This window comes from Paraburkholderia piptadeniae (assembly GCF_900007165.1).
GTDB lineage: Bacteria > Pseudomonadota > Gammaproteobacteria > Burkholderiales > Burkholderiaceae > Paraburkholderia > Paraburkholderia piptadeniae.
The window spans coordinates 16,065-39,581 of record NZ_CYGY02000076.1; the positions used below are offsets into that span (position 1 = coordinate 16,065).

Annotated in this window: 25 protein-coding genes; 15 read left to right on the forward strand and 10 right to left on the reverse strand. The window is 64.5% G+C overall.

Going from position 1 to position 23,517, the window contains the following annotated elements:
* Window positions 1–154: 154 nt before the first annotated feature.
* Window positions 155–1,552, reverse strand: a complete 1,398-nt coding sequence (locus BN2476_RS35995; RefSeq protein WP_087738960.1) for a sigma-54 dependent transcriptional regulator — start codon at window positions 1,550–1,552, stop codon at window positions 155–157.
* Window positions 1,553–2,099: 547 nt separating this feature from the next.
* Between BN2476_RS35995 and BN2476_RS36000 the strand changes: the two genes are divergently transcribed.
* From BN2476_RS36000 to BN2476_RS36040, 9 genes are all read left to right on the forward strand, one after another.
* Complete coding sequence (locus tag BN2476_RS36000; RefSeq protein ID WP_087738961.1) at window positions 2,100–2,579, forward strand: hypothetical protein; 480 nt, start codon at window positions 2,100–2,102, stop codon at window positions 2,577–2,579.
* 87 nt (window positions 2,580–2,666) lie between these two features.
* Window positions 2,667–3,170, forward strand: a complete 504-nt coding sequence (locus tag BN2476_RS36005; protein WP_087738962.1) for a FapA family amyloid fibril periplasmic chaperone — start codon at window positions 2,667–2,669, stop codon at window positions 3,168–3,170.
* The gene (locus BN2476_RS36010) at window positions 3,167–3,835 is read left to right on the forward strand and encodes a FapB/FapC family functional amyloid domain-containing protein (RefSeq protein WP_162849287.1); all 669 of its coding nucleotides are present in this window, start codon (window positions 3,167–3,169) and stop codon (window positions 3,833–3,835) included. Before BN2476_RS36005 ends, BN2476_RS36010 begins: the two co-directional genes overlap by 4 nt.
* Window positions 3,836–3,863: 28 nt before the next feature.
* Entirely contained in the window at window positions 3,864–5,255 is a 1,392-nt protein-coding gene (locus BN2476_RS36015; RefSeq protein ID WP_087738963.1) for a FapB/FapC family functional amyloid domain-containing protein, read from the forward strand.
* A 171-nt stretch (window positions 5,256–5,426) separates the two neighbouring features.
* Window positions 5,427–6,146, forward strand: coding sequence for a C39 family peptidase (locus tag BN2476_RS36020; protein WP_087738964.1), 720 nt, complete (start codon window positions 5,427–5,429; stop codon window positions 6,144–6,146).
* A gap of 6 nt (window positions 6,147–6,152) precedes the next feature.
* Window positions 6,153–6,959, forward strand: coding sequence for a peptidase C39 (locus BN2476_RS36025; RefSeq protein ID WP_087738965.1), 807 nt, complete (start codon window positions 6,153–6,155; stop codon window positions 6,957–6,959).
* Window positions 6,960–7,074: 115 nt separating this feature from the next.
* Entirely contained in the window at window positions 7,075–8,541 is a 1,467-nt protein-coding gene (locus BN2476_RS36030; RefSeq protein ID WP_087738966.1) for a hypothetical protein, read from the forward strand.
* Between the two features lie 24 nt (window positions 8,542–8,565).
* Window positions 8,566–10,104: a sigma-54 dependent transcriptional regulator gene (locus tag BN2476_RS36035; protein ID WP_087738967.1), complete on the forward strand. Its 1,539-nt coding sequence runs from the start codon at window positions 8,566–8,568 to the stop codon at window positions 10,102–10,104.
* Window positions 10,105–10,247: 143 nt separating this feature from the next.
* Window positions 10,248–10,748, forward strand: a complete 501-nt coding sequence (locus BN2476_RS36040) for a dihydrofolate reductase (RefSeq protein WP_087738968.1) — start codon at window positions 10,248–10,250, stop codon at window positions 10,746–10,748.
* A gap of 93 nt (window positions 10,749–10,841) precedes the next feature.
* Here BN2476_RS36040 and pmbA read toward each other — a convergent pair whose 3' ends face one another.
* Window positions 10,842–12,212, reverse strand: a complete 1,371-nt coding sequence (gene pmbA / locus BN2476_RS36045; protein WP_087738969.1) for a metalloprotease PmbA — start codon at window positions 12,210–12,212, stop codon at window positions 10,842–10,844.
* Window positions 12,213–12,453: 241 nt separating this feature from the next.
* On the opposite strand from pmbA, the gene yjgA reads away from it, so the two are divergent.
* Window positions 12,454–13,062, forward strand: coding sequence for a ribosome biogenesis factor YjgA (gene yjgA, locus BN2476_RS36050; protein ID WP_087738970.1), 609 nt, complete (start codon window positions 12,454–12,456; stop codon window positions 13,060–13,062).
* Window positions 13,043–13,669, forward strand: coding sequence for a molybdopterin adenylyltransferase (mog, locus tag BN2476_RS36055; RefSeq protein WP_087738971.1), 627 nt, complete (start codon window positions 13,043–13,045; stop codon window positions 13,667–13,669). Before yjgA ends, mog begins: the two co-directional genes overlap by 20 nt.
* Before the next feature lies 1 nt (window position 13,670).
* On the opposite strand, the gene orn is transcribed toward mog, so the two are convergent.
* Window positions 13,671–14,300, reverse strand: a complete 630-nt coding sequence (gene orn, locus BN2476_RS36060; protein ID WP_087738972.1) for an oligoribonuclease — start codon at window positions 14,298–14,300, stop codon at window positions 13,671–13,673.
* 131 nt (window positions 14,301–14,431) lie between these two features.
* Here orn and BN2476_RS36065 point away from each other — a divergent pair, with 131 nt between their 5' ends.
* The 3 genes from BN2476_RS36065 to BN2476_RS36075 are packed head-to-tail and all read left to right on the forward strand — an operon-like array spanning window position 14,432 to window position 16,973.
* Window positions 14,432–15,691, forward strand: coding sequence for a M48 family metallopeptidase (locus BN2476_RS36065; protein ID WP_087738973.1), 1,260 nt, complete (start codon window positions 14,432–14,434; stop codon window positions 15,689–15,691).
* Window positions 15,688–16,641, forward strand: coding sequence for a ribosome small subunit-dependent GTPase A (gene rsgA / locus BN2476_RS36070; protein WP_087738974.1), 954 nt, complete (start codon window positions 15,688–15,690; stop codon window positions 16,639–16,641). The genes BN2476_RS36065 and rsgA overlap by 4 nt, the downstream gene beginning before the upstream one ends.
* Window positions 16,642–16,652: 11 nt before the next feature.
* Window positions 16,653–16,973: a putative signal transducing protein gene (locus BN2476_RS36075; RefSeq protein ID WP_087738983.1), complete on the forward strand. Its 321-nt coding sequence runs from the start codon at window positions 16,653–16,655 to the stop codon at window positions 16,971–16,973.
* 80 nt (window positions 16,974–17,053) lie between these two features.
* On the opposite strand, the gene BN2476_RS36080 is transcribed toward BN2476_RS36075, so the two are convergent.
* The 6 genes from BN2476_RS36080 to rpsP all read right to left on the reverse strand — a co-directional run bounded on the left by BN2476_RS36080 (window position 17,054) and on the right by rpsP (window position 21,322).
* Window positions 17,054–17,992, reverse strand: coding sequence for a CobD/CbiB family protein (locus BN2476_RS36080; RefSeq protein ID WP_087738975.1), 939 nt, complete (start codon window positions 17,990–17,992; stop codon window positions 17,054–17,056).
* A gap of 154 nt (window positions 17,993–18,146) precedes the next feature.
* Window positions 18,147–18,854, reverse strand: a complete 708-nt coding sequence (locus BN2476_RS36085) for a CoA pyrophosphatase (protein ID WP_087738976.1) — start codon at window positions 18,852–18,854, stop codon at window positions 18,147–18,149.
* A 91-nt stretch (window positions 18,855–18,945) separates the two neighbouring features.
* On the reverse strand, window positions 18,946–19,335 hold the full coding sequence (gene rplS / locus BN2476_RS36090) for a 50S ribosomal protein L19 (protein ID WP_087738977.1): 390 nt from the start codon (window positions 19,333–19,335) through the stop codon (window positions 18,946–18,948).
* Between the two features lie 147 nt (window positions 19,336–19,482).
* Window positions 19,483–20,250, reverse strand: a complete 768-nt coding sequence (gene trmD / locus BN2476_RS36095) for a tRNA (guanosine(37)-N1)-methyltransferase TrmD (protein ID WP_087738978.1) — start codon at window positions 20,248–20,250, stop codon at window positions 19,483–19,485.
* A gap of 26 nt (window positions 20,251–20,276) precedes the next feature.
* Window positions 20,277–20,972, reverse strand: coding sequence for a ribosome maturation factor RimM (rimM, locus tag BN2476_RS36100; RefSeq protein WP_087738979.1), 696 nt, complete (start codon window positions 20,970–20,972; stop codon window positions 20,277–20,279).
* A gap of 95 nt (window positions 20,973–21,067) precedes the next feature.
* The gene (gene rpsP, locus BN2476_RS36105; RefSeq protein WP_012400178.1) at window positions 21,068–21,322 is read right to left on the reverse strand and encodes a 30S ribosomal protein S16; all 255 of its coding nucleotides are present in this window, start codon (window positions 21,320–21,322) and stop codon (window positions 21,068–21,070) included.
* 461 nt (window positions 21,323–21,783) lie between these two features.
* On the opposite strand from rpsP, the gene BN2476_RS36110 reads away from it, so the two are divergent.
* Window positions 21,784–22,251 carry an NINE protein gene (locus BN2476_RS36110; RefSeq protein ID WP_087738984.1) on the forward strand — a complete coding sequence of 156 codons (468 nt, stop codon included), beginning with the start codon at window positions 21,784–21,786 and terminating at the stop codon, window positions 22,249–22,251.
* Window positions 22,252–22,260: 9 nt separating this feature from the next.
* On the opposite strand, the gene BN2476_RS36115 is transcribed toward BN2476_RS36110, so the two are convergent.
* Window positions 22,261–23,397 (reverse strand): PA0069 family radical SAM protein, encoded by a 1,137-nt coding sequence (locus BN2476_RS36115; protein ID WP_087738985.1) that lies wholly within the window; start codon window positions 23,395–23,397, stop codon window positions 22,261–22,263.
* Window positions 23,398–23,517 lie beyond the last annotated feature (120 nt).

Genomic DNA, 23,517 nt, shown 5'->3' on the forward strand with positions numbered 1-23,517 from the left:
TCCCGCGCGACGCGTGCTGCCGGCATGTCCTTCGCCGTGCGGAAAGCGGCTAAAGAGAGCCGGCAACGCATATGGGAAACGGAAAACGGCCCGTCCAAAGCGAAGAAGCCCGGCCAACCGGCCGGGCTTCCCGATGTCTCGTCGCGAGCAGGCGTCAGAGATGCGGCATCGTCGACGGCAACTCCGCCGCGTGCTGCGCGAGCGGCTCGCTTTCCATATGCCGCATGCCGTGCGAGCACAGCAAACGGTACAGCGTCACGCGCGAAATGCCGAGTTCCTGCGCCGCGTCGCCGAGACGCCCGCGATGGCGCAGCAGCGCCAGCTCGATCGCCTGCCTTTCGGCTGCCTCGCGCGCCTGCGCGAGCGAGACGGGAACGATTTCGACGTATTCCGCGAGTTCGAGATCGCGCGCCGTGATCGCGCGGCCTTCCGACATCACGATCGCGCGCCGCACGCGGTTGATCAGTTCGCGCACGTTGCCCGGCCAGCTGTAGTTGTGAAGCGCGGCGATCGCATCGGGTGCAAAGCCGCGCAGCCGGCGGCTCGCATCTTTCCTGAAACGCTCGAGCATATGCCGCGCGAGCAGCTCGATGTCCTTGCCGCGCGCGCGCAGCGGCGGCTCGTCGATCTGCAGCACGCACAGGCGGTGATACAGGTCCGAGCGGAACCGCCCTTCGATCATCGCCGTGTTCATGTCGACGTGAGTCGCGGAGATGATCCGCACGTCGACTTCGATCGCGCCGTGTCCGCCCAGCCGCTCGACCTTGCGCTCCTGCAGGAAACGCAGCAGGCTCGCCTGGCTTTCGAGCGGCAGATCGCCGATTTCGTCGAGGAACAGCGTGCCACCGTTCGCCGCTTCCACGCGGCCGATCTTGCGCTGGTTCGCGCCCGTGAACGCGCCGCGCTCGTAGCCGAACAGCTCCGATTGCAGCAGATGCGGCGGAATCGCGCCGCAGTTGATCGGGATGAACGGCGCGTTGCGGCGCGCCGAGCGCTCGTGGATCGCGACGGCCGTCAGCTCCTTGCCCGTGCCCGATTCGCCTGAGATGAAGACGGGCGCGTCCGTCATCGCGACCTTGCGGATCGAGCGGAAGAGCGCGAGCATCGCGTCGCACGAACCGACCATCTCGCCCTCGGAGCCGCCCGGCGATCCGTCGTTCGACGCCGGCTCGCCGAGCGAGACCATCCCATATGCATGCCCGACGGAATCGACGATCCGGTCGCCCGAGTAAGGCACGGTCACGTAATCGAAACAGTAGTCGCGCACGAGCCGGCGCAACGCGGCGTCCTGCAGCTGGCCGGCCATCGTGGTCGCGACCCAGCCGACGTTGGGCATCGTCAGGCAGGACTCGAATGCGGCGATTTCGTGCTGCTGGAAGCAACTCGACAGGTCGAGCAGACCGCCCGCCGCCATCCCCGAACGCACGGCGCGGCGCGCATCCCGCGCCGAGCCCACGACTTCGACATGCCAGCCGCGCTCATGAAAACGCGTGTTCAACTCGGCGCTGGGATCTCTTGATACGTATATCAGTTGCCGTGTGGCGGATTCCATTATTCAGATCCTCTCGTCAACGAACGTTAAGGATGACGGCATGTGCTGATCTGTATTTAGCTTTCAGGCACGCCTATTCGCACGGGATTCGCAAACAGCGAAAACCGAACGGCCATTCCATTCCGTACGGACAGCTGATCCCCGAAAAACGGCGCGTGTATTGAAACGACCCAGTAGTGGGCTTTTTAAAATCGTGTGCTGTGGATGAGAGCTTACTATACGCGCGAGCCGTCGAAAACAAATATGCGAATTAAATCGTCAGGCCTTATGCGGCAAGGGTTTGCGGGTGTCAGGCAATCTCATGGGACCCGATTAATTCGTCTGGAAGCGCATTCACCATACTTTTTTATCAACGTACTCCCTTCGCGTTGCATTTAACGCACCGATTTGAAATTCGCGTGTTTTTGGGTGAGGTTTCAGAGCTGAAACGTTTACGGCCGATTTTCAGCAGCGGGAGGCGGATCGATTTTGGCCCGACCAATCGCATCAATGGGTTCGCACGGATGGCACATGTTTCGCTAAATCTCCCGCACCAAGGAGAGACATCATGCGACTCGTTTTCGGCATCGACTCGAGCCCGATCCGGCGACTGCCAGCCAGCGCCGCCCTGTGCGTCGCGCTCGCTCTCGTCGCGCTCCCGGCAGGCGTGAGCGCGCAGGAATCCGTCACGCTGGAGCCGCTCGCAACGGCAGCGCAACCGACGCCTGATTCCGCGGATGAAACGTTTGCGACCACCAATGCCGGCGCGGGCCCCGAATCAGCGACGGAAGACGACTCGACTCGTGCGCAGGTAATCGACGAACCCGCCGACGGCGCCGCGACGAGCAACGTCGCGCTCGACGATCAGGTGCTGTCGCGCCAGCGTGGCGGCGCGGCAGGCATGGTGATGGTCGCGGCGACGCCGCAGTTGGCACGCGGCAATAGCGTGACGCTGTGGGACGAGATCGCGCCGCCATCGCCGCTGCCCATCCCCGTCGACGCCGCGCGCGCCGCGCAAGGCAACGTAGCGAACTACCAGCGGAAGTAGGAAACGCAGCAATGCAGCACCCGTAGCACCGAAAGCGCAACAAAGAGCAGGCAAAGTGTTTCGGACTCCGTATCGGGAGCAAGCAAAATGATCGCTTCATTGGCGACGCTGTACAGCCGCGCAACGCGCGCGACTACCCTGGCCGCACTCGTCGGCGCATCCGCCGCCGGCTTCGCGGGCGAGGCAGCCGCTCAGGTGGTGAATCCCGGCGATATCGTCGTCGAGAGGGAGGTCACGCCGCGCATCGCGTATGACCCGGTGCCGAGGGACCAGGACCCCGTGACCTCGCGTGTCTCGACCTTCCCTGCCAACACCTTCAACCCGACGATGGCGCAAGTCGCCTCGGACGCCGACCTGACCAACGCGCACGGCTCGACGGGTCTCGACAGGAACGTCGCCGGCAACGCGGGCTTGCAGGCCGTCACCCGCATCCTGACGGGCAGCACCACGAACAATAACGTCGCGCTCAACTCCGGCGGCATCGGGCAACCGGCGCCGGGGCTCGGCGGCAGCATCTCGGCGTCAGTGACGGGCGCGCTCGCGCCGCTATCGACGGCGCTGGGCGGCGCGCTCGGAGGGCTCAACAAATGACCGCGCTCTTTCGTTCGCCATTGCAGGTCCGGCGCATCGCGGCGCACGCCGGCGTCGCGGCCTTCGCGCTCGTCGGGCTTGTCGCAATGCACGCCGCCTGCGCGCAACAGATGCCGCAACAGTTGCCGCAACAGACACCCCGTGTGACGGGCGACGCGGGCATCGCGACGGGCGTCGGCGTCGGCGCGACGGGTGCGCTCACGGTGAACCAGGCGGCTGGCCTGAACAACGCGCAGCTCAACCAGTTGACGATCTCGAACGGCGACGCCGCCGGCAACGACAACGCCGGCGTGCAGAGCGCCGGCGCGCGGGCCCGCGTGCCGAGCGCGCGCGCGTCGATCGAAGGCAACGCATTTTCGAATACGTCCGGAGCGGTGATGGTGAACCAGTCTGCGGGCGCAGGGAATCTCCAGCGCAACAGTGTGCAGCTCGGCACTGCGGCGCCAGGGGTCGAGGCTGTCTCGGATGGCGTGCTGTCCGCGGCGGCCGCGAAGAACGGCGGTCAGGGTCAAGCGATCGGGGTTCAGACCGTGCGCGAGACCAGCATCTCCAACGACGCCTTCAAGAGCGTCAACGGAATCGTGCAGATCAACCAGACTGCCGGCGCCGGTAATGCCACGGCAAACAGTTTTGTGCTCCGTCCCCCGGCGGGCACTCTTTTCTAACTGACCACAACGAGTATCGGAGCGAAACATGAAGCGCACTCTCATTACAGCAGCCGTCCTCGCAGCCGCTTCCTCCAGCGTCTTCGCGAGCCCGCTGAAGAACCCGTTCATCTTCAACGCGACGCTGGTGGGCGAAGCCGTAGGCATCGAAGGGTTCGTCACGCTGTACGGCTGCGTAGGCGTCTCCAGCACGGCGGGCGCCGTCGTCAACAACACGCAGCATGCTTACGCGAACGCATCGCTGAGCCCGAACGCGCAAACGTACACGTCCGGCTTCGTGACGACGCGGATCAACAACAGCTACGACTCCGTGAAGGGCGGCGGCTACGCGTGGGCCACGGTGTCGACGTCGCACTCGTCCTCGTCGTATCGCGCCCAGGGCTTCCAGGAATCGTCCAGCTATAAGTACGCGAACCAGAGCAGCTCGATCAAGGGCGGCGGCTTCGAGTTCAGCGCGCAGGCGGCCGAGATCAACGGCAGCTTCAGCCATGACAGCCAGAACGCCGGCGGCCATATCTCGGCGGGCGGCCATGCGGGCGGCAGCTATGAGTACGCGTCGTTCAACACTCCGCACTTCGGCTTCGGCGAAGCGCATGTGCAAGGCGGCTTCTCCGCCGGCTACAAAGAGTCCAGCTACAGCAACAGCAACCACCTGTCGGGCGCATTCGGCGCGGTGGAAGGCTCGGGCCAGGGCAAGGTATGGGGCTTCGAGGCCAACCAGGGTTCCGGTTATCAGGCTTTTCGCGAGCAGTCGAGCGGCTATGAAGTCGAGAAGTCGAAGACTCACGACAGCGTAGCGGCGCAATGGGGCTTCAGCTCGACGGTAGACAGGACGGATGTCGACGTGTACGGCAGGGTCACGGAGCACATCAACACGCAGAAGGCGGGCAACCTGACGGCGACGACGGGCGCGGACGCCGCGCAGAACGTCAGCGGCAACATCGGCGTGAACATCGCGGAAGGCGTGAACAACGCGCAGAGCAACGACGCCGCGCTCGCTTCCGTCGATGCCGGCAATGTGTTCGGCAACGCACAGGTCTTCAACGATCAGAGCTCGAGTGGCCGCGCGAACATCAACAACTTCAAGGTGAACGCATCGGTCGGCGACAACTCGCTGCAGTACGCATCGGGCAACGTCGGCGTGAACGTCGCGTCGGGCATCAGCAACGTGCAGAACAACAGCATGGCCGCTTCGACGTCGACGGTCTCGCGCAACCATGCCAACGCGGCGATGGTCGCCACGGATGAATCGTCGCAGTCGGCGGGCGTGTCGTTCTACGGTTCGTTCGAAGGCACGGCGATGCTCGGCGCGGGCGCGCTGAGCCACGCGACCGGCAACATCGGCGTGAACATCGCGGGCGGCGCGGGCAACGTGCAGCACAACGGCCTCGCGATCGCTTCGATGAACACGAGCCACTAAATAGCGGCCACAAGGGGATGCGCCGACGGCCTGAACAGCCGCTGGCGCGACCTGGCAGCAACGATGTTGCATGGGACCCGGGCAAGTGCTCTGCATGGGGCTGGAGTGAGTGCTAAAGCGCTGACTCCAGCCGACAGCTGAAGCGCTAACCCGGGTCGACAGGAGACCAGCATGTCCCGGTTCGACCGGTATCCGGCGTTTCGACTCGCCGATGCCGCCGTTGTGTTTGCAACTTGCGCGATGTGTGCGACAGGGCACGCACAGGCGAGCATCGACACGTCTACCCTCGCAGGTGTTCCGCTAACCAAGACGGTGCATTCGATGAGGGAGCTCCGGTACCGCCATATCGTCAGCCAGCAGTTCGACTACAGCTGCGGCGCAGCGGCGCTCGCGACCCTCCTCAAGTACGGCTACGGAATCGACATCCCCGAGACGGAGCTGATCCGCCGGATGATGGTGTTCTCCACGCCGGAAGTGGTGGTCAAGAACGGCTTCTCGATGCTCGACATGAAGAAGTTCGTCGAGACGATCGGGCTGCGGGGGCGCGGCTTCAGGGTCAACACGGATGCGCTGTATCACCTCCAGATCCCCGTCATGGTTCTGATGAACATCGACGGCTACGAGCACTTCGTGATCGTCAAGCACGCGCAGGACGGTCGCATCTTCATCGCGGACCCCGCTCTCGGCAATCGCATCCTGCTCGAGGAGGACTTCGCGAAGACGTGGAATGGGCTCGTGTTCGCAGTCGTCGGGAAACCGTTCAGGGAGGATTCCCCGCTGTTGCAGGACAACGAGTCGCTGGCGCTGCGTTTGCGCGAGCGTGCGCTCGCCAACGGGACGGCCGCGACTCCCTTTGTCGAATATGGCTTGATCAAGGCAGACCTGTTCTGACCACCCATGAAGCACTCCCTCTCCCAGCCCGGCCGCACGTGTCTCGCGATTTTGATTGCCACGACGTGCGGCCTCGCGACCAGCGCCTACGCCTCGGACCTGACGACGTTCCGCGACGTGGCGCCGGTCGCCATCCAGTGGCAAAGCGTCGGGGACGATGTGCTCGCCCAGCAGACCGGAAAAGGCGCGGGCGGACAGATGATCTCCGGTTTCGTATTGAACGTGCTTTCGCAATGGCAGTTGCCGAATGGCGCCAATGCGCTCGCGCAAGGCAGTCTTTCCGTTGCGCACGATGCGGCGAACGCGCTGACGGCCAACGTCAGCACGCTCGCGAGCGTCACCGACGGCCACGGCAATCCGGGCGCGAACCCGCATGCCCACGCCGGCGGCGGACAAAGCATCTCCGTCAACGGCGTATCGCAGGTCACGCAGGTAGCGGGCGATCGCAACGCCGGCTTCAACACAGCGCAGATCGACTTCGACAACACTCCGCAACTGCTGGCGGGCGGCGCGAATGCGCAGGCCGCATCGGCATCGAACGCGGCGGGCACCATCAAGGCGGGCATCGCGTTCGGCAACGGCGGCGTGACCGTGGCGCTGCAGACACCCGCCGGCATCGCATCGCAAACCATCGTGCCCGGCAACGCGCAACAGGCGGGCGCAATCGCACAACTGCTGCAGATCGCAGGCAATAACCAGCAAGTCGCCAACCAGTTGCAGCTCTCCTTGCAGACGGCGCCGATGTCGTCCGCGATGCTGCGCCAGGCAGGCGTCCTACAAGCCCTGCAAAACGCACTTGGTTCAAGGAGATGAAGGCAGGCCGCCACCTGCTGGCTTTATTTCACCAGGAGGAAAAGTCGCGACGAAATGCGGCAGCGCAAAGCACAAGAACCAGCCAAGCGCTGCCAGTTTCACCGGGGGAACAACAATGATGACCCATACAACAAGCAGGAGGCCGCGTGCCCGGCTCGCGGCCATCCCTGCTGCCGCAATGCTGTATGCACTCTCGCAGGGGGCGGGCGCACAGGCGCTCAACAGCCAGTCGCTCGAAGAACGGCTCAATACGCTGATGCGCGTGGTCGACGTGCAGCAGCGGCAGATCCAGTCGCTCGAGCGGCAGGTGACGAATCTGGAAATGGCGCAGCGCGGCCGCGGCGCGCCGGGCTATGGCGCGCCCGCCGGCAGCGAAGCCGTCGCCGAGCAGCCGGGCGCCGACGGCCTGCCCGTACCGCTGCCGCCGCTCGCGCAGGTGACGCCGGGCGCGCCCGCGCCGGGCAACGCGACGGGCACCGCGACGGGCGTGCCCGTCAATCCGCCCGCGCCGGAGGGCGCGTCGGCGGCCGGCTCACCGGGCACGAGCAACCCGAACGCGCAGGCGAGCGGCCCGGGCCTGCCGGAAGGCGCCGTCGGCCAGACGCAGAAGGCAGCCGAGCCCGTGCGCACGCAGGCCGAAGAAGCCGTCGTGCAGCGCGAGCACGCGCCCCTCTTCGATCACAAGCTGACGCTGGACTGGGGTATCAGCGACACCTACTACGATCGCCGCCAGCTGCAGCTGTCGGGCTTCCTCGCGCTCGACGCGATTTTCCTCGGCAACATCAATCTGGGGCAGACCAAGTCGCACCAGATCATGGCCGATCTCGACACGCGCTACGGTCTGACGGACCGCATCAGCGTCGACGTCGACGTGCCGTATGTGTACCGGCACAGCCAGTTCATCGTCGGCGGCGCGGGGGGCGCGGCCAACACGCTGTCCGATGCGTCCGTCAATTCGAATGCGATCGGCGACGTCAACTTCGGGATCTACTACCAGTTCCTGAAAGAGACCAACAACATTCCGGATGTCGTCGGCAGCCTGCGCGTGAAAGCGCCGACGGGCACCTCGCCGTTCGGCCTCAAGGTCGTGCAGCTCGACCCCGGCAACACGAACCTCGTCGCGCCGTCGAAGCTGCCAACGGGCACGGGCTTCTGGAACATCACGGCGGGCCTGTCGGTGCTGAAGACCTACGACCCCGTCGTGCTGTTCGGCAGCCTCTCCTACACGTACAACGTCGCGCGCTCGTTCGAGGACATTTCGTCGGTGGTCGGACAGACGCAGCCGGCGACCGTGAAGCTCGGCGACATCTTCCAGTTCGGCGCAGGCGTGGCGCTTGCATTCTCCGACAAGGACTCGGCCAGCATCTCGTACACGCTCGCGCTGCAGCCCTCGTCGAAGACGAAGGCGCCGGGCGGCGATTACGTGAAGGTGCCGGGCAGCGAAACGACGGCCGCCGTGATGAATTTCGGACTGAACCATGTGGTGAACAAGCATCTGACGATCAACGGTTCGGTGTCGATCGGCATGACGCCCGACGCGCCGAACTACGTGATCGGCGTGCGCTTTCCCTACACCTTTTGACGTGACACTGATACGAGGCAGATCGTGCGCGAAACTTCTCACCTGAGCCCCGTTCCCGCGCCAGCCGGCGCCGGGCTGCGCCTGGCGGCGTCGCACGGGTCCACGACACCCACCGCACCCGACGCATCCGACGCGGCTCCGACGGCCGTCGACACGCGCGTCGCGACGCGCATCCTGCTGTACGTCGCGCGCGCGCCCGACGACGCGCTCGTCGAGCATCTGAAAAGCCGTGGCTGGAACGTGCTCGTCGCGCGCTCGGCGCACGAGGTCGGACGGCTCATCAAGCCCGCGACGGTCTGCGCGGGCATCGCCGACATGGCTAGCTTCGCGGTGCGCGAGCTGCCGAGCCTCGAACCGAGCCTGCGCGCGCAGCAGGTCGGCTGGATCGCGCTGGCGAACTCCGAGCGGCTCGCCGATCCTGACGTGCGGCGGCTGATTCGCCACTACTGCTTCGACTACGTGAAGATTCCCGTGGCGAACGCGACCATCGACTATCTGGTCGGCCACGCGTACGGCATGGTCAATCTGTGCGAACCCGACATGCCGCCCGACACCACGAGCGCGAGCGACGACGAAATGGTCGGCACCTGCGAAGCGATGCAGCAACTGTTCCGCACGATCCGCAAGGTCGCGAACACCGATGCGAGCGTGTTCATCTCGGGCGAATCGGGCACGGGCAAGGAGCTGACGGCGCTCGCGATCCACGAGCGCTCGCCGCGCCGCAAGTCCCCGTTCGTCCCGATCAACTGCGGCGCGATTCCGCATCACCTGCTGCAATCGGAGCTGTTCGGCTACGAGCGCGGCGCGTTTACGGGCGCAAACCAGCGCAAGATCGGCCGCGTCGAGGCGGCCAACGGCGGCACGCTCTTTCTCGACGAAATCGGCGATCTGCCGATGGAAAGCCAGGCGAGTCTGCTGCGCTTCCTGCAAGAGGGCAAGATCGAGCGCCTCGGCGGCCATGAATCGATTCCCGTCGACGTGCGCATCATCTCCGCGACGCACGTCGATCTCGAAGACGCGATGAGCGATGGGCGCTTCCGCGCGGACCTGTTCCACCGGCTGTGCGTGCTGCGCGTCGACGAACCGCCGCTGCGCACGCGCGGCAAGGACATCGAGCTCCTCGCGCATCACATCCTCGGCAAGTTCAAGACCGATAACGCGCGCAAGATTCGCGGCTTCACGCCGTCGGCGATCGAGGCGATGTACAACTACCACTGGCCGGGCAACGTACGCGAACTGATCAACCGCGTGCGACGCGCGATCGTGATGGCGGAGAACAAGCTGATCTCCGCCGAAGACCTCGACCTCTCGCACTTCAGCGAGCAGCAGACGATGAGCCTCGCGCAGGCGCGCGAAGCCGCCGAGAAGCGCGCGATCGAAGCCGCGCTGCTGCGGCACCGCCACCGGCTCAACGAGGCGGCGGCGGACCTCGGGATTTCGCGCGTGACGCTGTACAGGCTGATGGGCACGCACGGTCTGCGCGATACGTCGAATGACGACAAGGCGGGCTTCAAAGGCGACGAGAAAGAGCTGTACGCCAGCGATCAGGACGCGCGCGAGTAGCGCCTCTGCGTGCGATCTGAGCGGCCTGATGCGATGCGAGCGGCGCGGGCCGTCTCGCACGCTGCGCGGCGTGCCCGGCCGGGCGGCGCGCGCTCGGGTAGAATCGGCTTCCGCTTTCCGCTACCCGTTCCATACTTTCTCGCATGACGACGCTCACCCTGATCGTCGCTCGCGCCCGCAATGGCGTGATCGGCCGTGACAACCAGCTGCCCTGGCGGCTTCCCGAAGACCTCGCTTTCTTCAAGCGTACGACGATGGGCGCGCCCATCGTGATGGGCCGCAAGACGCACGAATCGATCGGCCGCGTGCTGCCGGGACGGCGCAACATCGTCGTCTCGCGCGACGCGCAGCGCCAGTTCGCCGGCTGCGACACCGTCACGAATCTCGACGACGCGCTGGCGCTCGCGGCGCGCGACAATGCGTCCGAGGCGTTTCTGATCGGCGGCGCGCAACTGTACGAGGAAGGCTTGCGGCGCGCGGACAAGATGATCGTCACCGAAATTCACGCGGACTTCGAAGGCGACGCGACGTTTCCCGCGCCCGATCCCGCGCAGTGGGAAGAAGTCGCGCGCGAGACGCATCGCGCGAAAGAGCCGAACGAGTTCGAGTATGCGTTCGTGACGTATCGGCGCAAGGCGCGTTGAGCCTCTGGCCCCTGCCCGATGCAAAGAAAAAAGCCACGGAATCGCTTCCGTGGCTTTTGCGCTTTTGAAGCGGCTTACGCCTCGATGTACCGCTTATTGCCCCGCGACAGTCATCCGCTCGATCAGCACCGAGCCCGTCTGCTTGGTGCCGCGCACGATGGTATCCGCGCCGATCGCGACGATATGCCGGAACATTTCCTGCAGCGTGCTTGCGACCGTGATCTCCTCGACCGGGTACTGGATCTTGCCGTTCTCGACCCAGAAGCCTGACGCGCCGCGCGAATAGTCGCCCGTCACGTAGTTGACGCCCTGCCCCATCAGTTCCGTCAGCAGCAGGCCCGTGCCGAGCTTGCGCAGCATTTCCTCGAAGTCGTCCGAGTCCTGCGTGAGCGCGCTGCGCAGCGACAGGTTGTGCGAGCCGCCCGCGTTGCCCGTCGTCGGCATGCCGAGCTTGCGCGCCGAGTACGTCGACAGGAAATAGCCTTCGACGACGCCGTCCTTCACGACGGCGCGCTGCTTCGTGCGCACGCCTTCTTCGTCGAACGGCGCGCTGCCCATCGCGCGCGGCACATGCGGGTCTTCGACGATCTGCACATGCGGCGCGAACACCGGCTTGCCGAGACTGTCGACGAGAAACGACGTCTTGCGATAAAGCGCGCCGCCGCTCGTCGCCTGCACGAACGCGCCGAGCAGGCCCGCCGCGAGCGGCGCCTCGAACAGCACGGGCACCTTGCGCGTGTCGAGTCCGCGCGCACCCATGCGCGCGAGTGCGCGCTCGGCGGCATAGCGGCCGACGGCTTCCGGGTCGGCGAGCTCGCCTGCGCTGCGCTTTGACGTGTACCAGTCGTCGCGCTGCATGTTGCGGCCGCTGCCCGCGATGGGCGCGCACGCCACATAGTGACGCGAGTACGGATAGCCCGCGAGAAAGCCGCGCGACGTGCCCAGCACGAACTGCGAATGCTGCGCCGATACGCTCGCGCCTTCCGAGTTCTTGATCAGCGGGCTCGTGGCGAATGCGGCGTCTTCCGCGCGGCGCGCGAGTTCGACGGCTTCGTCCGCATCCAGATTCCACGGGTGATACAAGTCGAGATCGCGCGGATCGGCTTCGAGCAGCTCTTCCTCGGCGAGGCCCGCGCAGTCGTCTTCCGCCGTGAAGCGCGCGATGTTGTACGCGGCCATCACCGTGTCCTTCAGCGCTTCGGGCGAAAAGTCAGACGTACTCGCGTTGCCGCGCTTGTTGCCGAAGAAGACCGTCACGCCGACCATCTTGTCGCGGTTGTGCTCGATCGTCTCGACTTCGCCACGCCGCACGGAGACAGACAGGCCGTCGCCTTCGGAGATTTCGGTTGCCGCATCGGATGCGCCGAGCGACTTTGCGTGGCGAAGAATGTCGGAGGCGATTTCCTTCAGTTCGTCCTGCGTGTGCGGGAAAAAACGTTGCCTGACTTCCGTGTCTGCTGCCATTGTCGTTTGCCGTCCTGAGTTGCCGTGCGGTCTGGGCCGAAGCCCGCGAGAGTTCGTTGTTGCAAGTTGCGATGCTTCGCCGGCCTGTGTGCCGACGCATCACGCGATCATAGCAAGCTCTACGCTGGCGTACCTGGCATTCGCAAATGCCTCGCGGCGACACGATGCGCGGCCCGGGCGGAGCGGTTGGCGCGACGTGCAGCGGGCTTGGCGACAGGCCCGGCAAGTTACAATACCGCGCATGACACGCAAAACCCGCATTCAACCGATAACACCCGCTGACGTCGACGACGACAACGGGTATGACCGTCCCAGCAAATCGCAACTGAAGCGCGAAATGCACGCGTTGCAGGCGCTGGGCGAAGAACTCGCCGCGCTGCCGAAAGACGCGCTGAAGCGCATGCCGATGCCGGAAGCGCTCGACGAAGCGGTACGCGAGGCGCGCCGCATCACCGATCACGAAGGCAAGCGCCGCCAGATGCAGTACGTCGGCAAGGTGATGCGCGGCCTGACCGACGACGAAACGGGCGCGCTGCGCGAGGCGCTCGACAAGTACAACGGCGTCAACAAGGCCGAGACGGCGCGCCTGCACTGGATCGAGCGCACGCGCGAACAGCTGCTCGCCGACGACGCAGCGCTGACGGAATTCATCCGCGTGCATCCCGACGCCGATCCGCAGCAGGGCCGCACGCTGATCCGCAATGCGCGCAAGGAAGTGCAGCAAGGCAAGCCGCCGCGCTATTTCCGCGAGCTGTTCCAGTGGATCAAGAACGCGGACGGCGCCGGCGCGGAGGACGACGAAGCCGCTACCCACGATTCGGACGACGACGATGACGATTCCCACGCGTAATCATCCCGACGAGCTGATCGTCGGCCTTGTGTCGATCAGCGACCGCGCAAGCACGGGCGTCTACGAGGACAAGGGCATACCTTCGTTGCAGGAGTGGCTCGGAAGCGCCCTGACGTCGCCGTTTCGCACGGAAACGCGCCTGATCCAGGACGACGCGCCGACCATCACGAAGACGCTGATCGAACTGGTCGACGAAGCAGGCTGCGATCTCGTGCTGACCACGGGCGGCACGGGCCCCGCGCGCCGCGACGTGACGCCCGAGGCGACGCTCGCGGCCGGGACGAAGGAAATGCCGGGCTTCGGCGAGCAGATGCGGCAGATCAGCCTGAACTTCGTGCCGACGGCGATCCTGTCGCGTCAGGTGGCCGTGATCCGCGAGACGGCCGAACGCGCCGCGCTGATCATCAATCTGCCGGGGCAGCCGAAATCGATCAGGGAGACGCTAGAGGGCCTGCGCGACGAGGCAGGCAAAGTGAAGGTGCCGGGCATCTTCGCCGCCGTGCCGTATTGCATCGATCTGATCGGCGGCCCGTACATCGAAACGAACGCCGACGTGGTGGCGGCGTTCCGGCCGAAGAGCGCAGTGCGCGCTCCGCGGCAGGGCTGAGTTATTTCGCCGGCGCGTCGGTGGACGGCGCATCGGCAGCCGTGCTCGCGGCCGGGATCAGAAAATGCTCGCGGTAGTAGCGCAGCTCGTCGATCGATTCGTGGATGTCAGCGAGCGCCGTATGCATCGCGCGCTTCTGGAAACCCTTGTAGATCGCCGGTTGCCAGCGGCGGCACAGTTCCTTGAGCGTGCTGACGTCGAGGTTGCGGTAATGGAAGAACGTCTCCAGCTCGGGCATCCAGCGCGCCATGAAACGGCGGTCCTGGCAGATCGAGTTGCCGCACATCGGCGACTTGCCGGGCGGCACGTACTGACCGAGGAACGCGCGGATCTGTCCGGTCGCGTCGGCTTCCGTCACCGTCGACGCGCGCACGCGGTCGATCAGCCCCGAACGGCCGTGCGTGTTCTTGTTCCAGTCGTCCATTTTGCCGAGCGTCTCGTCGCTCTGGTGGATCGCGAGCACGGGGCCTTCGACGACTTTATCGAGCGTCGAATTGGTCACGACGACAGCGATTTCGATGATGCGGTCGTTGTCGGGATCGAGCCCCGTCATCTCCATGTCGAGCCAGACGAGGTTCATGTCGCTGCGCACGAGCGGCGGCTGATCGACGGATTCGATAATGTCAGTCATTGAAGGCAACCTTGGTTTGGAACGGGCGCGAGCGGGTCAGGCGACACCCGCAATGGGCCAATGATGGCGCGCTCCCGCCCGCAGACAGGAACAAACATATAATTCTCGCATAGAACCCACGGATTCCCCGGATGCCTACTCTGTACTTCACCGTTCTGTTCGTGATCGCCGTGGCGGCGATGGTCGGCATGAAACTCTGGCTCGCGTCGCGCCAGGTCCGCTTCGTCGCGGCGCACCGTGAAAGGGTGCCGCAGCAGTTCGCGGGTACGATCGCTCTGTCCGCGCATCAGCGCGCCGCCGACTACACCATCGAACGCACGCGGCTCACGATGATGGAGATCGTCGTCGGCGCGGCCGTGCTGATCGCGCTCACCCTGCTCGGCGGCGTGCAGATTCTCGATCTGGCCATCGGCGACTGGTTCGGCCAGGGCTATATCGGGCAGATTGCGCTGGTCGCGGTCGTGATCGCGATCACGGGCGCCGTCGACCTGCCGTTCGAGTACTACCGCCAGTTCGTGATCGAACAGCGCTTCGGCTTCAACCGGATGACGAAGCGCATCTTCTTCGTCGACCGCATCAAGGGCGTGCTGCTCGGCGCCGCTTTCGGCCTGCCGCTGCTGTTCGTCGTGCTGTGGCTGATGAACCAGGCGGGCGCGTACTGGTGGTGGTGGGCGTGGGTCGTCTGGGTCGTGTTCCAGATGCTCGTGCTGGTCCTCTACCCGACCTTCATCGCGCCGATGTTCAACAAGTTCGAGCCGCTGAGGGACGAAGCGCTCGTCCATCGCATCGACGCGCTGATGAAGCGCTGCGGCTTCGCTGCGAAGGGCCTGTTCGTGATGGACGGCAGCCGCCGCTCCGCGCACGGCAATGCGTATTTCACGGGCTTCGGCTCGTCCAAGCGCATCGTGTTCTTCGATACGCTGCTTTCGCGCCTGTCGGGCGGCGAGATCGAAGCCGTGCTCGCGCATGAACTCGGCCACTTCAAGCGCCGCCATGTGATCAAGCGGATGATCGTCACGTTCGCGATCAGCCTCGCGATGCTCGCGCTGCTCGGCTGGCTCGCGCAGCGCACGTGGTTCTTCGAAGGCCTCGGCGTGCAGCCGTCGATGACGGGCAGCAACAACGGGCTCGCGCTCGTGCTGTTTTTCCTCGCGGTGCCCGTGTTCCTGTTCTTCGTGACGCCGCTCGGCAGCCTCTTCTCGCGCAAGCACGAGTTCGAAGCCGACGCGTTCGCCGCGACGCAGACGGACGCGAGGGATCTCGTCAACGCGCTCGTGAAGCTGTATGAGGACAACGCGTCGACGCTCACGCCCGACCCGCTCTACACGGCGTTCTACTACTCGCATCCGCCCGCTTCGCAGCGGATCGACCGGCTGCTGCGTCACGCATGAGCGGCCGCTCACCGAAAGCGCTACGCGCGGCGGCCGCCAGCGAGCGCGCGCAGGAACGCACGCGCGGCCTCGTGATCGCCGCGCATGGCCGTCATTACATCGTCGCGCCCGAGGACGGCGGCGCGATGCTGCAATGCTTCCCGCGCGGCAAGCGCAGCGAGATCGCCGTCGGCGACCAGGTGCTGTACGAGCCGACTTCCGCCGATCAGGGCGTGATCGTCGAGATCGGCGAGCGGCGCAACCTGCTCTATCGCTCGGATCAGTACAAGTCGAAGCTCTTCGCGGCGAATCTCGATCAACTGCTGATCGTGCTCGCGACCGAGCCGCATTTCAGCGAAGACCTGCTCGGACGCGCGCTCGTCGCCGCGGAAGAGAACGAGCTGAAGCCGCTGATCGTGCTGAACAAGATCGACGTCGAGGCCGCGCTGCCGCTCGCGCGCAAGCGGCTCGAACTGTATCGCGGGCTCGGCTATACCGTGCTGGAGGTGTCGATCAAGATGCAGCCGGAAGCCGCCCGCGAGACGCTCGCCGAACATCTGCGCGAACACTCGACGCTGCTGCTCGGGCAGTCTGGCATGGGCAAGTCGACGCTCGTGAACCTGCTGATTCCCGATGCGGAAGTGGCGACGCGCGAGATCTCGACGGCGCTCAACAGCGGCCGTCACACGACCACGTTCACGCGCCTCTACCCGCTCCCCGACGACCAAGGCGCGCTGATCGACTCGCCGGGCTTCCAGGAATTCGGCCTGCACCATCTGACGGAAGGCAAGCTCGAGCGCGCGTTTCCGGAGTTCAGGCCGCTCTTGCCGAACTGCCGCTTCTATAACTGCCATCATCTGCATGAGCCGGGCTGCGCGATTCTCGAAGCCATCGCCGATGGCCGCATCGCGAAGGAACGGCATGCGCTCTATGCGCAGCTCGTGCACGAGGCGAACCAGATCGTCCGCTGAGCCCGATCATGATGAAGCTTATGCGCGCGCCGAATGTCGTGATCGGACAGCATTGGGTCAATTTGCTCGCCGCGGCAGGTATCGAGTGCGAGTTGCACAACCGCTATCTGAGCGGCGCGATCGGCGAGATTCCAGCGGATCAGTGCGCGCCGGAGCTGTGGCTCGTCGACGAACGCGACGAGATGCTGGCGAGGAAAGTGATCGACGCGGCAAGCAACGGACCTGCCGCCAACGCGCCCGGATGGCGCTGCACGCATTGCGGTGAATGGCTCGAAGCGCAGTTCACCGTGTGCTGGAATTGCGGAACGGCGCGCGACCCGCTGGAAGGCTGAAGGCGCTTTTCGCGCGTGCGGTGTGCGGCGGCGTTTGGCCTTTCGTGCTGGCTTTTCGTGCTGGGGAACGGCGTCAGCGTTCAGGCAAGCCAGACCGCGATGGTCAGCATCAGCAGCAGGATCATCCACAGGATGACGGCTCGCCACACGAGGCCCACCGCCGATTGCAACGTGCGCGGCGTGCAGTCGTCGCCGACGGTCATCGGGCCGCCGTCGCCCGTCGCCAGCGCATCGAGGCTCGATACTTCGGCAAGCGGGCCCGCGAGCCGCGCGCCCAACGCGCCGCTGCCGGCGGCAAGCAATACGCCGTCGTTCGTATCGGGCCATTGGCGCGTGTGGTTGCGCCATGAATAAATCGCGTCCTCGAAATTGCCGACGATCGCAAAGCCCAGCGACGTCAGGCGCGCCGGAATCCAGTCGATCACGAAGAACACGCGCTGCGCGAACGTGGAGAATGCAACGGTCCGGTCGTCGGCGGGCTGCGACCAGGCGCGCGCCAGATATTCGGCCGTGCGATACAGCACCGCGCCGGCAGGGCCGACGGGAATCAGGAACCAGAAGAACACGCCGAACACATGACGGTGCGACGCGACCACGGCATGAATCAGCGTGTGACGCACGATCTCGCTGACGGGCATGTCGACGGTATCGATGCCCGTCCATTCGTTGAGAATTTCGCGCGCGCGCGGCACGTCATCGTTGTTCAACGACAGATGGATATCGGTGAAATAGTGGCTGAACTGGCGGAAGCCCAGCGTGAAGTACAGCACCGCGACGTTCCACAGGAACGCGAGCACGAAGTGAATCTCGTACAGCACGAAGTAGATCAGGCCGACGACGAGCGTCCACGGCAGCACGACGACCAGCCACGCGAGCAAGCCGTGCTTCTCCTTGCCGGCATCGAAGCCGTGCGCCGTCGTTTCCGCATGGTATTGAAGGAGTGCCGCAACGGGATTGCTCGGCGACAGCGCGCGCACCTGTTCGAGGATGAGGGCCAACAATACGGAGAAAAAAGTCATGCGAGGCGCCGTGCTATTCGAGTTCTTGACGAGCGGTTCTGTTTTGCCGAGCTATCGGAATTGGTCATTACGATAGCACAGGGTCGGATGGGGCTGAGAGGCTGCAGTTACAGACGCACTGCGGCCGGCCCCCTGCGTCGCGCGCCGCTTCATGTCATGCGGCGAGGAAGCGATAGAAATTGCGCAACATGCCCGCCGTTGCGCCCCAGATGAAGTAATGGCCGCCCGTTCCGCCTGACGTGCCGCGCGGATAGGGCATTGCAAAAAAACGACGCTCGCCGCCTTCCCAATGCAGCACGCGCACCTGATGATTTTTCGGCTCCATCAGAAAGCGCAGCGGCACTTCGAAGATTTCCGCGACTTCGAACGAGTCCGCCTTCACAGAAAACGGCGGATGAACGAGGCCGACGACGGGCGTCACGCGAAAGCCCGTGCCCGTCAGATACTCGGGCAACGCGCCAAGCACTTCGACGCGAGACGGATCGAGACCGACTTCTTCCTGCGCTTCGCGCAGCGCCGTTGCCGTCACGGTGGCGTCGGCGGGTTCGTGACGGCCGCCCGGAAAGCTGACCTGTCCTGCGTGGTCGTTGAGATGATCGGCGCGCAACGTGAGCAACACGCTCAGGCCCTCATCGCGCACGACGAGCGGCACCAGCACCGCCGCGACGCGCGGATCGCCCGTTTCGCGCCAGCGCACTTCGCGCGTCTCCTGCTCCCACGGCAGATTCTGCTCGAAGCGCGCGCGCAGGCCATCGGGCGTCAGGCGTGCTGGGACGACGGCGGGCAGATCGGCATCTGTCGCTTCGACAGGCAAGGCTTCGGGGTCAAATACGGGACGGGCGGGGCGTGAAGGGGCGGTCAATGGAAGTCTCGAACCAGCGCTTGTGGGACATAACGCTATTTTGACCTGGCAAAGAAAAAAGCACCCGTGGAGGGTGCTTTTCTTAGAGCATTTACTGTTGAGCAGCTGCAGCGCGGTCTTTCGACACCAGCTTCTCTTTGATTCGAGCCGACTTGCCCGAACGCTCGCGCAGGTAGTACAGCTTTGCACGACGCACATCGCCACGACGCTTGACGACAATGCTTGCCAGCAGCGGCGAATACGTCTGGAACGTACGCTCGACGCCTTCGCCCGACGAGATCTTGCGGACGATGAACGACGAGTTGAGGCCACGGTTGCGCTTCGCGATCACGACGCCTTCGTAGGCCTGAACGCGCTTGCGGTTACCTTCAACCACGTTGACGTTCACAACCACCGTATCGCCAGGAGCGAATTCGGGAATGGTCTTGCCTGCGAGCACGCGCTCGATTTCTTCCTGCTCGAGTTTTGCAATCAGATTCATCACTGACTCCTAATGCCATCTTGTCGGCGTTCGTACCTGCCTCGCGCTACGCGCGCCCGGCTACGGCCCCGATAGAGGATGGGTTCACATCTGGAACCGGCCACGCATGGACGATTCCGCCTGGGTCCCGCCTCGTCGCACAAAGACTCAATGCTTCGCGGCTTCCTTGGCGAGATTTGCGAGCCATGCCTCGTCGGCACGGCTCAACAACTTGTTCTTTCTGGCCCGGTCGATCAGATCGGGCCGTTTGACGAGCGTGTTGCGCAGCGCTTCGCGCCGTCGCCACTGCTCGATTTCCGCATGATGGCCACCGAGCAGCACATCGGGCACACGCTCGCCGTTGTATTCCTCGGGACGGGTGTAGTGCGGGCAATCCAGCAAACCATCGACAAAGCTATCCTGCACGGCCGACTGCGCATCGTTCAGCACGCCCGGCAGATGACGCACGACCGCGTCGATCAACGCCATGGCGGGAAGCTCGCCACCCGACAGCACGAAGTCGCCGAGGCTGACTTCTTCGTCGACGACACGATCGATCAGACGCTGATCGATCGCCTCGTAACGGCCGCACAGCAGGATCAGACCGGGCTCTGCGGAAAAGCGCATCACCTTGTCGTGATTCAGCGTAGCGCCCTGCGGCGACATCATCACCACGCGCGCGCCGTTGACGCCCTGCTCCGCCTGCGCCGCTTTCGCGGCATCGATCGCGTCTTCGAGCGGCCTGGCCAGCATCACCATGCCCGGGCCGCCGCCGTAAGGACGATCGTCGACGGTGCGGTAGTTGTCGGTCGTGAAATCACGCGGATTCCACGTGCGCAACCCGTAACGCTGCTGCTTCGCTGCGCGGCTCGTGATGCCCCAGTCGGTCAGCGCGCGAAACATCTCGGGAAAGAGCGTGACGATATCGAACTGCATCGCTCTCTCTCCGTGAAGCGAACGTTCTAGTAATCGGCTTCCCAGTCGACGACGATCTTCTTCGCCGCCTGATCCACCGTCTTGACATACACGCCGACGAACGGGATCAAGCGCTCTCCGGTGACCGGCTTGCCATCTTTGCCGGTAGCCGGATACTCGATGCGCAACACCGACTGCGCACCGTTGTCGATCAGATCCGCCACTTTGCCGAGGTCGACGCCTGCCTCGTTGACGACATCGAGGCCCAGCAGATCAACCCAGTAGTACTCGTCGGCTTCGAGCGCAGGGAAATCGCTGCGGCACACGTAGACGCGGTAACCGCGTAGCGCGAGCGCAACATCCCGGTCGGCGAGACCGCCCAGATGCGCAACGATGCTGTCGCCATGAACCTTCGACTGCAGGCAGGGCGCCGATTTGCGCTCGCGACCCTTTTCGAGCCACCAGCGTTTGGCGTTGAGCAAGGCGTCACCGCCCTGACCGGCGTCCGCATGCGCGGCCACCTTCACCCAGCCTTTGAGACCGTATGCATCGACGATTGCGCCGACTTCGATTGCATCGACGGGCCAGCTTTCGCTCGATTCATCGCGCATTTCCTGCGCAACTGCGACCTTTGCTGCGGGCCGCTCGACCGGCTTGCGGACAAATGCGCCGAATGACGCCCGCGCGGTGGGCTGGGGTTTCGCCTTCGCGCGACCTGAACTATCCGAATCACGCTCCGACATCAGCGAACCTCAAGCCTGCATACGTCAAACCCGTACACCCCAGACTCGCGCAGATCCGACGCCGCACGAGCCGACGATGTACCTTGAAACTGCATTTACGCAGCCGGTTGCGCCTTTTGCGCTTCCTTCACCAGACGCTGGACGGTCGGCGACAGTTGCGCGCCAACGCCTTGCCAGTACGTCAGGCGGTCTTGAGCGATACGCAGCGACTCACCCTTCGTAGCGACCGGGTTGTAGAAGCCGACGCGCTCGATGAAGCGGCCGTCACGACGGCTACGCGAATCGGTTGCGACGATGTTGTAGAACGGGCGCTTCTTCGAGCCGCCACGAGCCAAGCGGATGATGACCATACTAGAATCCTTGAAAACCGGGGTTCGAAACTACTGAAACACGCGATTATATCCCGAAACAGAAACCACAACAAACACTTAGCGGGATAAACCGGGCGGCAAGGTTGCAGTCGACGCCCACACCGGCTTGGAGGCAGGGGCATAAACAGTCCGAGCCGGCCGGCTGGAGAGCCGTGAAGCCTATTTAGCATCGGTTCCCGCACTGCATGCGGAGCCGTCGCGTACGCACCACGATTCCGTGCGCCGGATGCGTATTCTGAGCCTTTTCGCTTCGGCGCTGTCGGTTTTGATGATCTGACCGGAGTCGGCGTGGGATGGCGCTCTGCCGCTTAGCTCCCGGCGGGACGCAAGCCGGGCATAAGCCATCGGAGTGCCGCGCGGACAGCGGGCGGCGTAGAATGCGCGTCGCGCTGTGCATCATATGCGCAGCCACGCCGCCCGTCACCCTGTCGATCACGTTCATGGCCACCGTCGCTACGCATCACTCGCGCTTTCGCTCCAAGACCGTCACCGCCGCGCTCGCGTTTTTCTTCGGCACGCTCGGCGCGCATCGCTTCTATTTGTACGGTGCGCGAGACGTGTGGGGTTGGGCTCACATCGTCGGGACGATCATCGGCATTCCTGGCTTCCTGCTGCTCGCCGCGACCGAACGCGCGTCGATCACGGGCTGGGTGCTCGCCGTTCCCGGCGCCGTGTCGATACTCGCGGCGTTTCTGGCCGCGATCGTCTATGGCTTGCGCCCCGATGAGAAATGGGACGCGCAGTTCAACGCGCAAACGGGACGCCAAAGCCAATCCGGCTGGACTGTCGTCTTCATCGTGATCTTTTCACTATTGATCGGCGCATTCCTGCTGATGACGGGTCTCGCACTGTCGTTCCAGACGTATTTCGAATCTCAGGTCGAAGCCGCGAAAGCGATCTCGCAGTAGTCGCCGTCATCAGAAAAGACTTAGCTGAGACGTTTCTGGTGCCACGCGTTTGGGCGACTCGATCCGTTTGAAATGCGACATATCGAGAATGCCGTGGTTGCGCGCATTCAAGCCCAGACGCCGCACCGCGTTCGCGAACCTTTGCCTGAGCAGATCGGCCCACAGCCCCTCGCCCTTCATCCGCGTCGAAAACGACGAATCGTAGTCCTTGCCGCCGCGCATATCGTGCACGCGGCTCATCACGCGGTCGGCGCGATCCGGAAAATGCGCCGCAAGCCAATCCTTGAAGAGCGGCGCGACTTCCCAAGGCAGACGCAACACGATATAGCTCGCGCTCGTCGCCCCTGCTTGCGCGCACGCTTCGAGCACGCGCTCCATGTCCGGCTCCGTGACGAACGGAATCACTGGCGCGATGCTGACGCCAACGGGAATTCCCGCATCCGCCAGCGTGCGGATGGTTCTGAGCCGCCTCGAAGGCGTCGCGGCGCGCGGTTCGAGCGTGCGGGCGATGTCGGCGTCGAGCGTCGTAATCGTGATCGCCGCCATCGTCAGCCCTTTCTCCGCCATCGGCGCCAGCAGGTCGATATCGCGCTCGATCAACGAGTTCTTGGTGATCGCCGCGAACGGCTGGTTATGGTCGCTCATCACCTGAATCACGCGCCGCGTCAGCTGTAAATCGCGCTCGGCTGGCTGCCATGCATCCGTATTCACGCCTAGCGCGATCGGTTCCGGCACATAGGACTTCTTCGCCATTTCGCGCGCGAGCAGCTCCGGTGCGTTGATCTTCGCGTAGATCCGGCTTTCGAAATCGAGTCCCGGCGACAGCCCCAGATAGGCATGCGTGGGCCGCGCAAAGCAATAGATGCAGCCGTGTTCGCAGCCGCGATACGGATTCAGCGACACGCTGAACGGAATATCCGGCGACTGGTTATGCGTGAGGATGCTCTTCGTGCGCTCCTCGAAAATCTGCGTGCGCAGCGCGGGCCGGCCGCTCTCGTCTTCAGACGGCGCGATCCAGCCGTCGTCGACGGCCTCGCGCTGGTCCACTTCATAGCGACCCTGCAAGTTCGTCACCGCGCCCCGCCCCTTGCGCGGAGCGGGCGGCGCAATCGGATATTCGGGGATGTCTCGGTCGTAGTCGGTCACGGCGCACGTCAAAAGCAACGCGGAATACTGTACAAATATAAGGGCTATCCACTTAGCACCACCTGAGAGAAAATGTCGGTGTGAGCGAATTCCAGCCTACCCCGACCGCCGGCGTCGACT

Excerpts from the sequence above, each read along its gene's own strand:
- BN2476_RS35995 (WP_087738960.1), bottom strand. The coding sequence starts at position 1,552 with ATGGAATCCGCCACACGGCAACTGATATACGTATCAAGAGATCCCAGC.
- BN2476_RS36000 (WP_087738961.1), top strand. The coding sequence starts at position 2,100 with ATGCGACTCGTTTTCGGCATCGACTCGAGCCCGATCCGGCGACTGCCA.
- BN2476_RS36005 (WP_087738962.1), top strand. The coding sequence starts at position 2,667 with ATGATCGCTTCATTGGCGACGCTGTACAGCCGCGCAACGCGCGCGACT.
- BN2476_RS36010 (WP_162849287.1), top strand. The coding sequence starts at position 3,167 with ATGACCGCGCTCTTTCGTTCGCCATTGCAGGTCCGGCGCATCGCGGCG.
- BN2476_RS36015 (WP_087738963.1), top strand. The coding sequence starts at position 3,864 with ATGAAGCGCACTCTCATTACAGCAGCCGTCCTCGCAGCCGCTTCCTCC.
- BN2476_RS36020 (WP_087738964.1), top strand. The coding sequence starts at position 5,427 with ATGTCCCGGTTCGACCGGTATCCGGCGTTTCGACTCGCCGATGCCGCC.
- BN2476_RS36025 (WP_087738965.1), top strand. The coding sequence starts at position 6,153 with ATGAAGCACTCCCTCTCCCAGCCCGGCCGCACGTGTCTCGCGATTTTG.
- BN2476_RS36030 (WP_087738966.1), top strand. The coding sequence starts at position 7,075 with ATGATGACCCATACAACAAGCAGGAGGCCGCGTGCCCGGCTCGCGGCC.
- BN2476_RS36040 (WP_087738968.1), top strand. The coding sequence starts at position 10,248 with ATGACGACGCTCACCCTGATCGTCGCTCGCGCCCGCAATGGCGTGATC.
- pmbA (WP_087738969.1), bottom strand. The coding sequence starts at position 12,212 with ATGGCAGCAGACACGGAAGTCAGGCAACGTTTTTTCCCGCACACGCAG.
- yjgA (WP_087738970.1), top strand. The coding sequence starts at position 12,454 with ATGACACGCAAAACCCGCATTCAACCGATAACACCCGCTGACGTCGAC.
- mog (WP_087738971.1), top strand. The coding sequence starts at position 13,043 with ATGACGATTCCCACGCGTAATCATCCCGACGAGCTGATCGTCGGCCTT.
- orn (WP_087738972.1), bottom strand. The coding sequence starts at position 14,300 with ATGACTGACATTATCGAATCCGTCGATCAGCCGCCGCTCGTGCGCAGC.
- BN2476_RS36065 (WP_087738973.1), top strand. The coding sequence starts at position 14,432 with ATGCCTACTCTGTACTTCACCGTTCTGTTCGTGATCGCCGTGGCGGCG.
- rsgA (WP_087738974.1), top strand. The coding sequence starts at position 15,688 with ATGAGCGGCCGCTCACCGAAAGCGCTACGCGCGGCGGCCGCCAGCGAG.
- BN2476_RS36075 (WP_087738983.1), top strand. The coding sequence starts at position 16,653 with ATGAAGCTTATGCGCGCGCCGAATGTCGTGATCGGACAGCATTGGGTC.
- BN2476_RS36080 (WP_087738975.1), bottom strand. The coding sequence starts at position 17,992 with ATGACTTTTTTCTCCGTATTGTTGGCCCTCATCCTCGAACAGGTGCGC.
- rplS (WP_087738977.1), bottom strand. The coding sequence starts at position 19,335 with ATGAATCTGATTGCAAAACTCGAGCAGGAAGAAATCGAGCGCGTGCTC.
- trmD (WP_087738978.1), bottom strand. The coding sequence starts at position 20,250 with ATGCAGTTCGATATCGTCACGCTCTTTCCCGAGATGTTTCGCGCGCTG.
- rimM (WP_087738979.1), bottom strand. The coding sequence starts at position 20,972 with ATGTCGGAGCGTGATTCGGATAGTTCAGGTCGCGCGAAGGCGAAACCC.
- rpsP (WP_012400178.1), bottom strand. The coding sequence starts at position 21,322 with ATGGTCATCATCCGCTTGGCTCGTGGCGGCTCGAAGAAGCGCCCGTTC.
- BN2476_RS36110 (WP_087738984.1), top strand. The coding sequence starts at position 21,784 with ATGGCCACCGTCGCTACGCATCACTCGCGCTTTCGCTCCAAGACCGTC.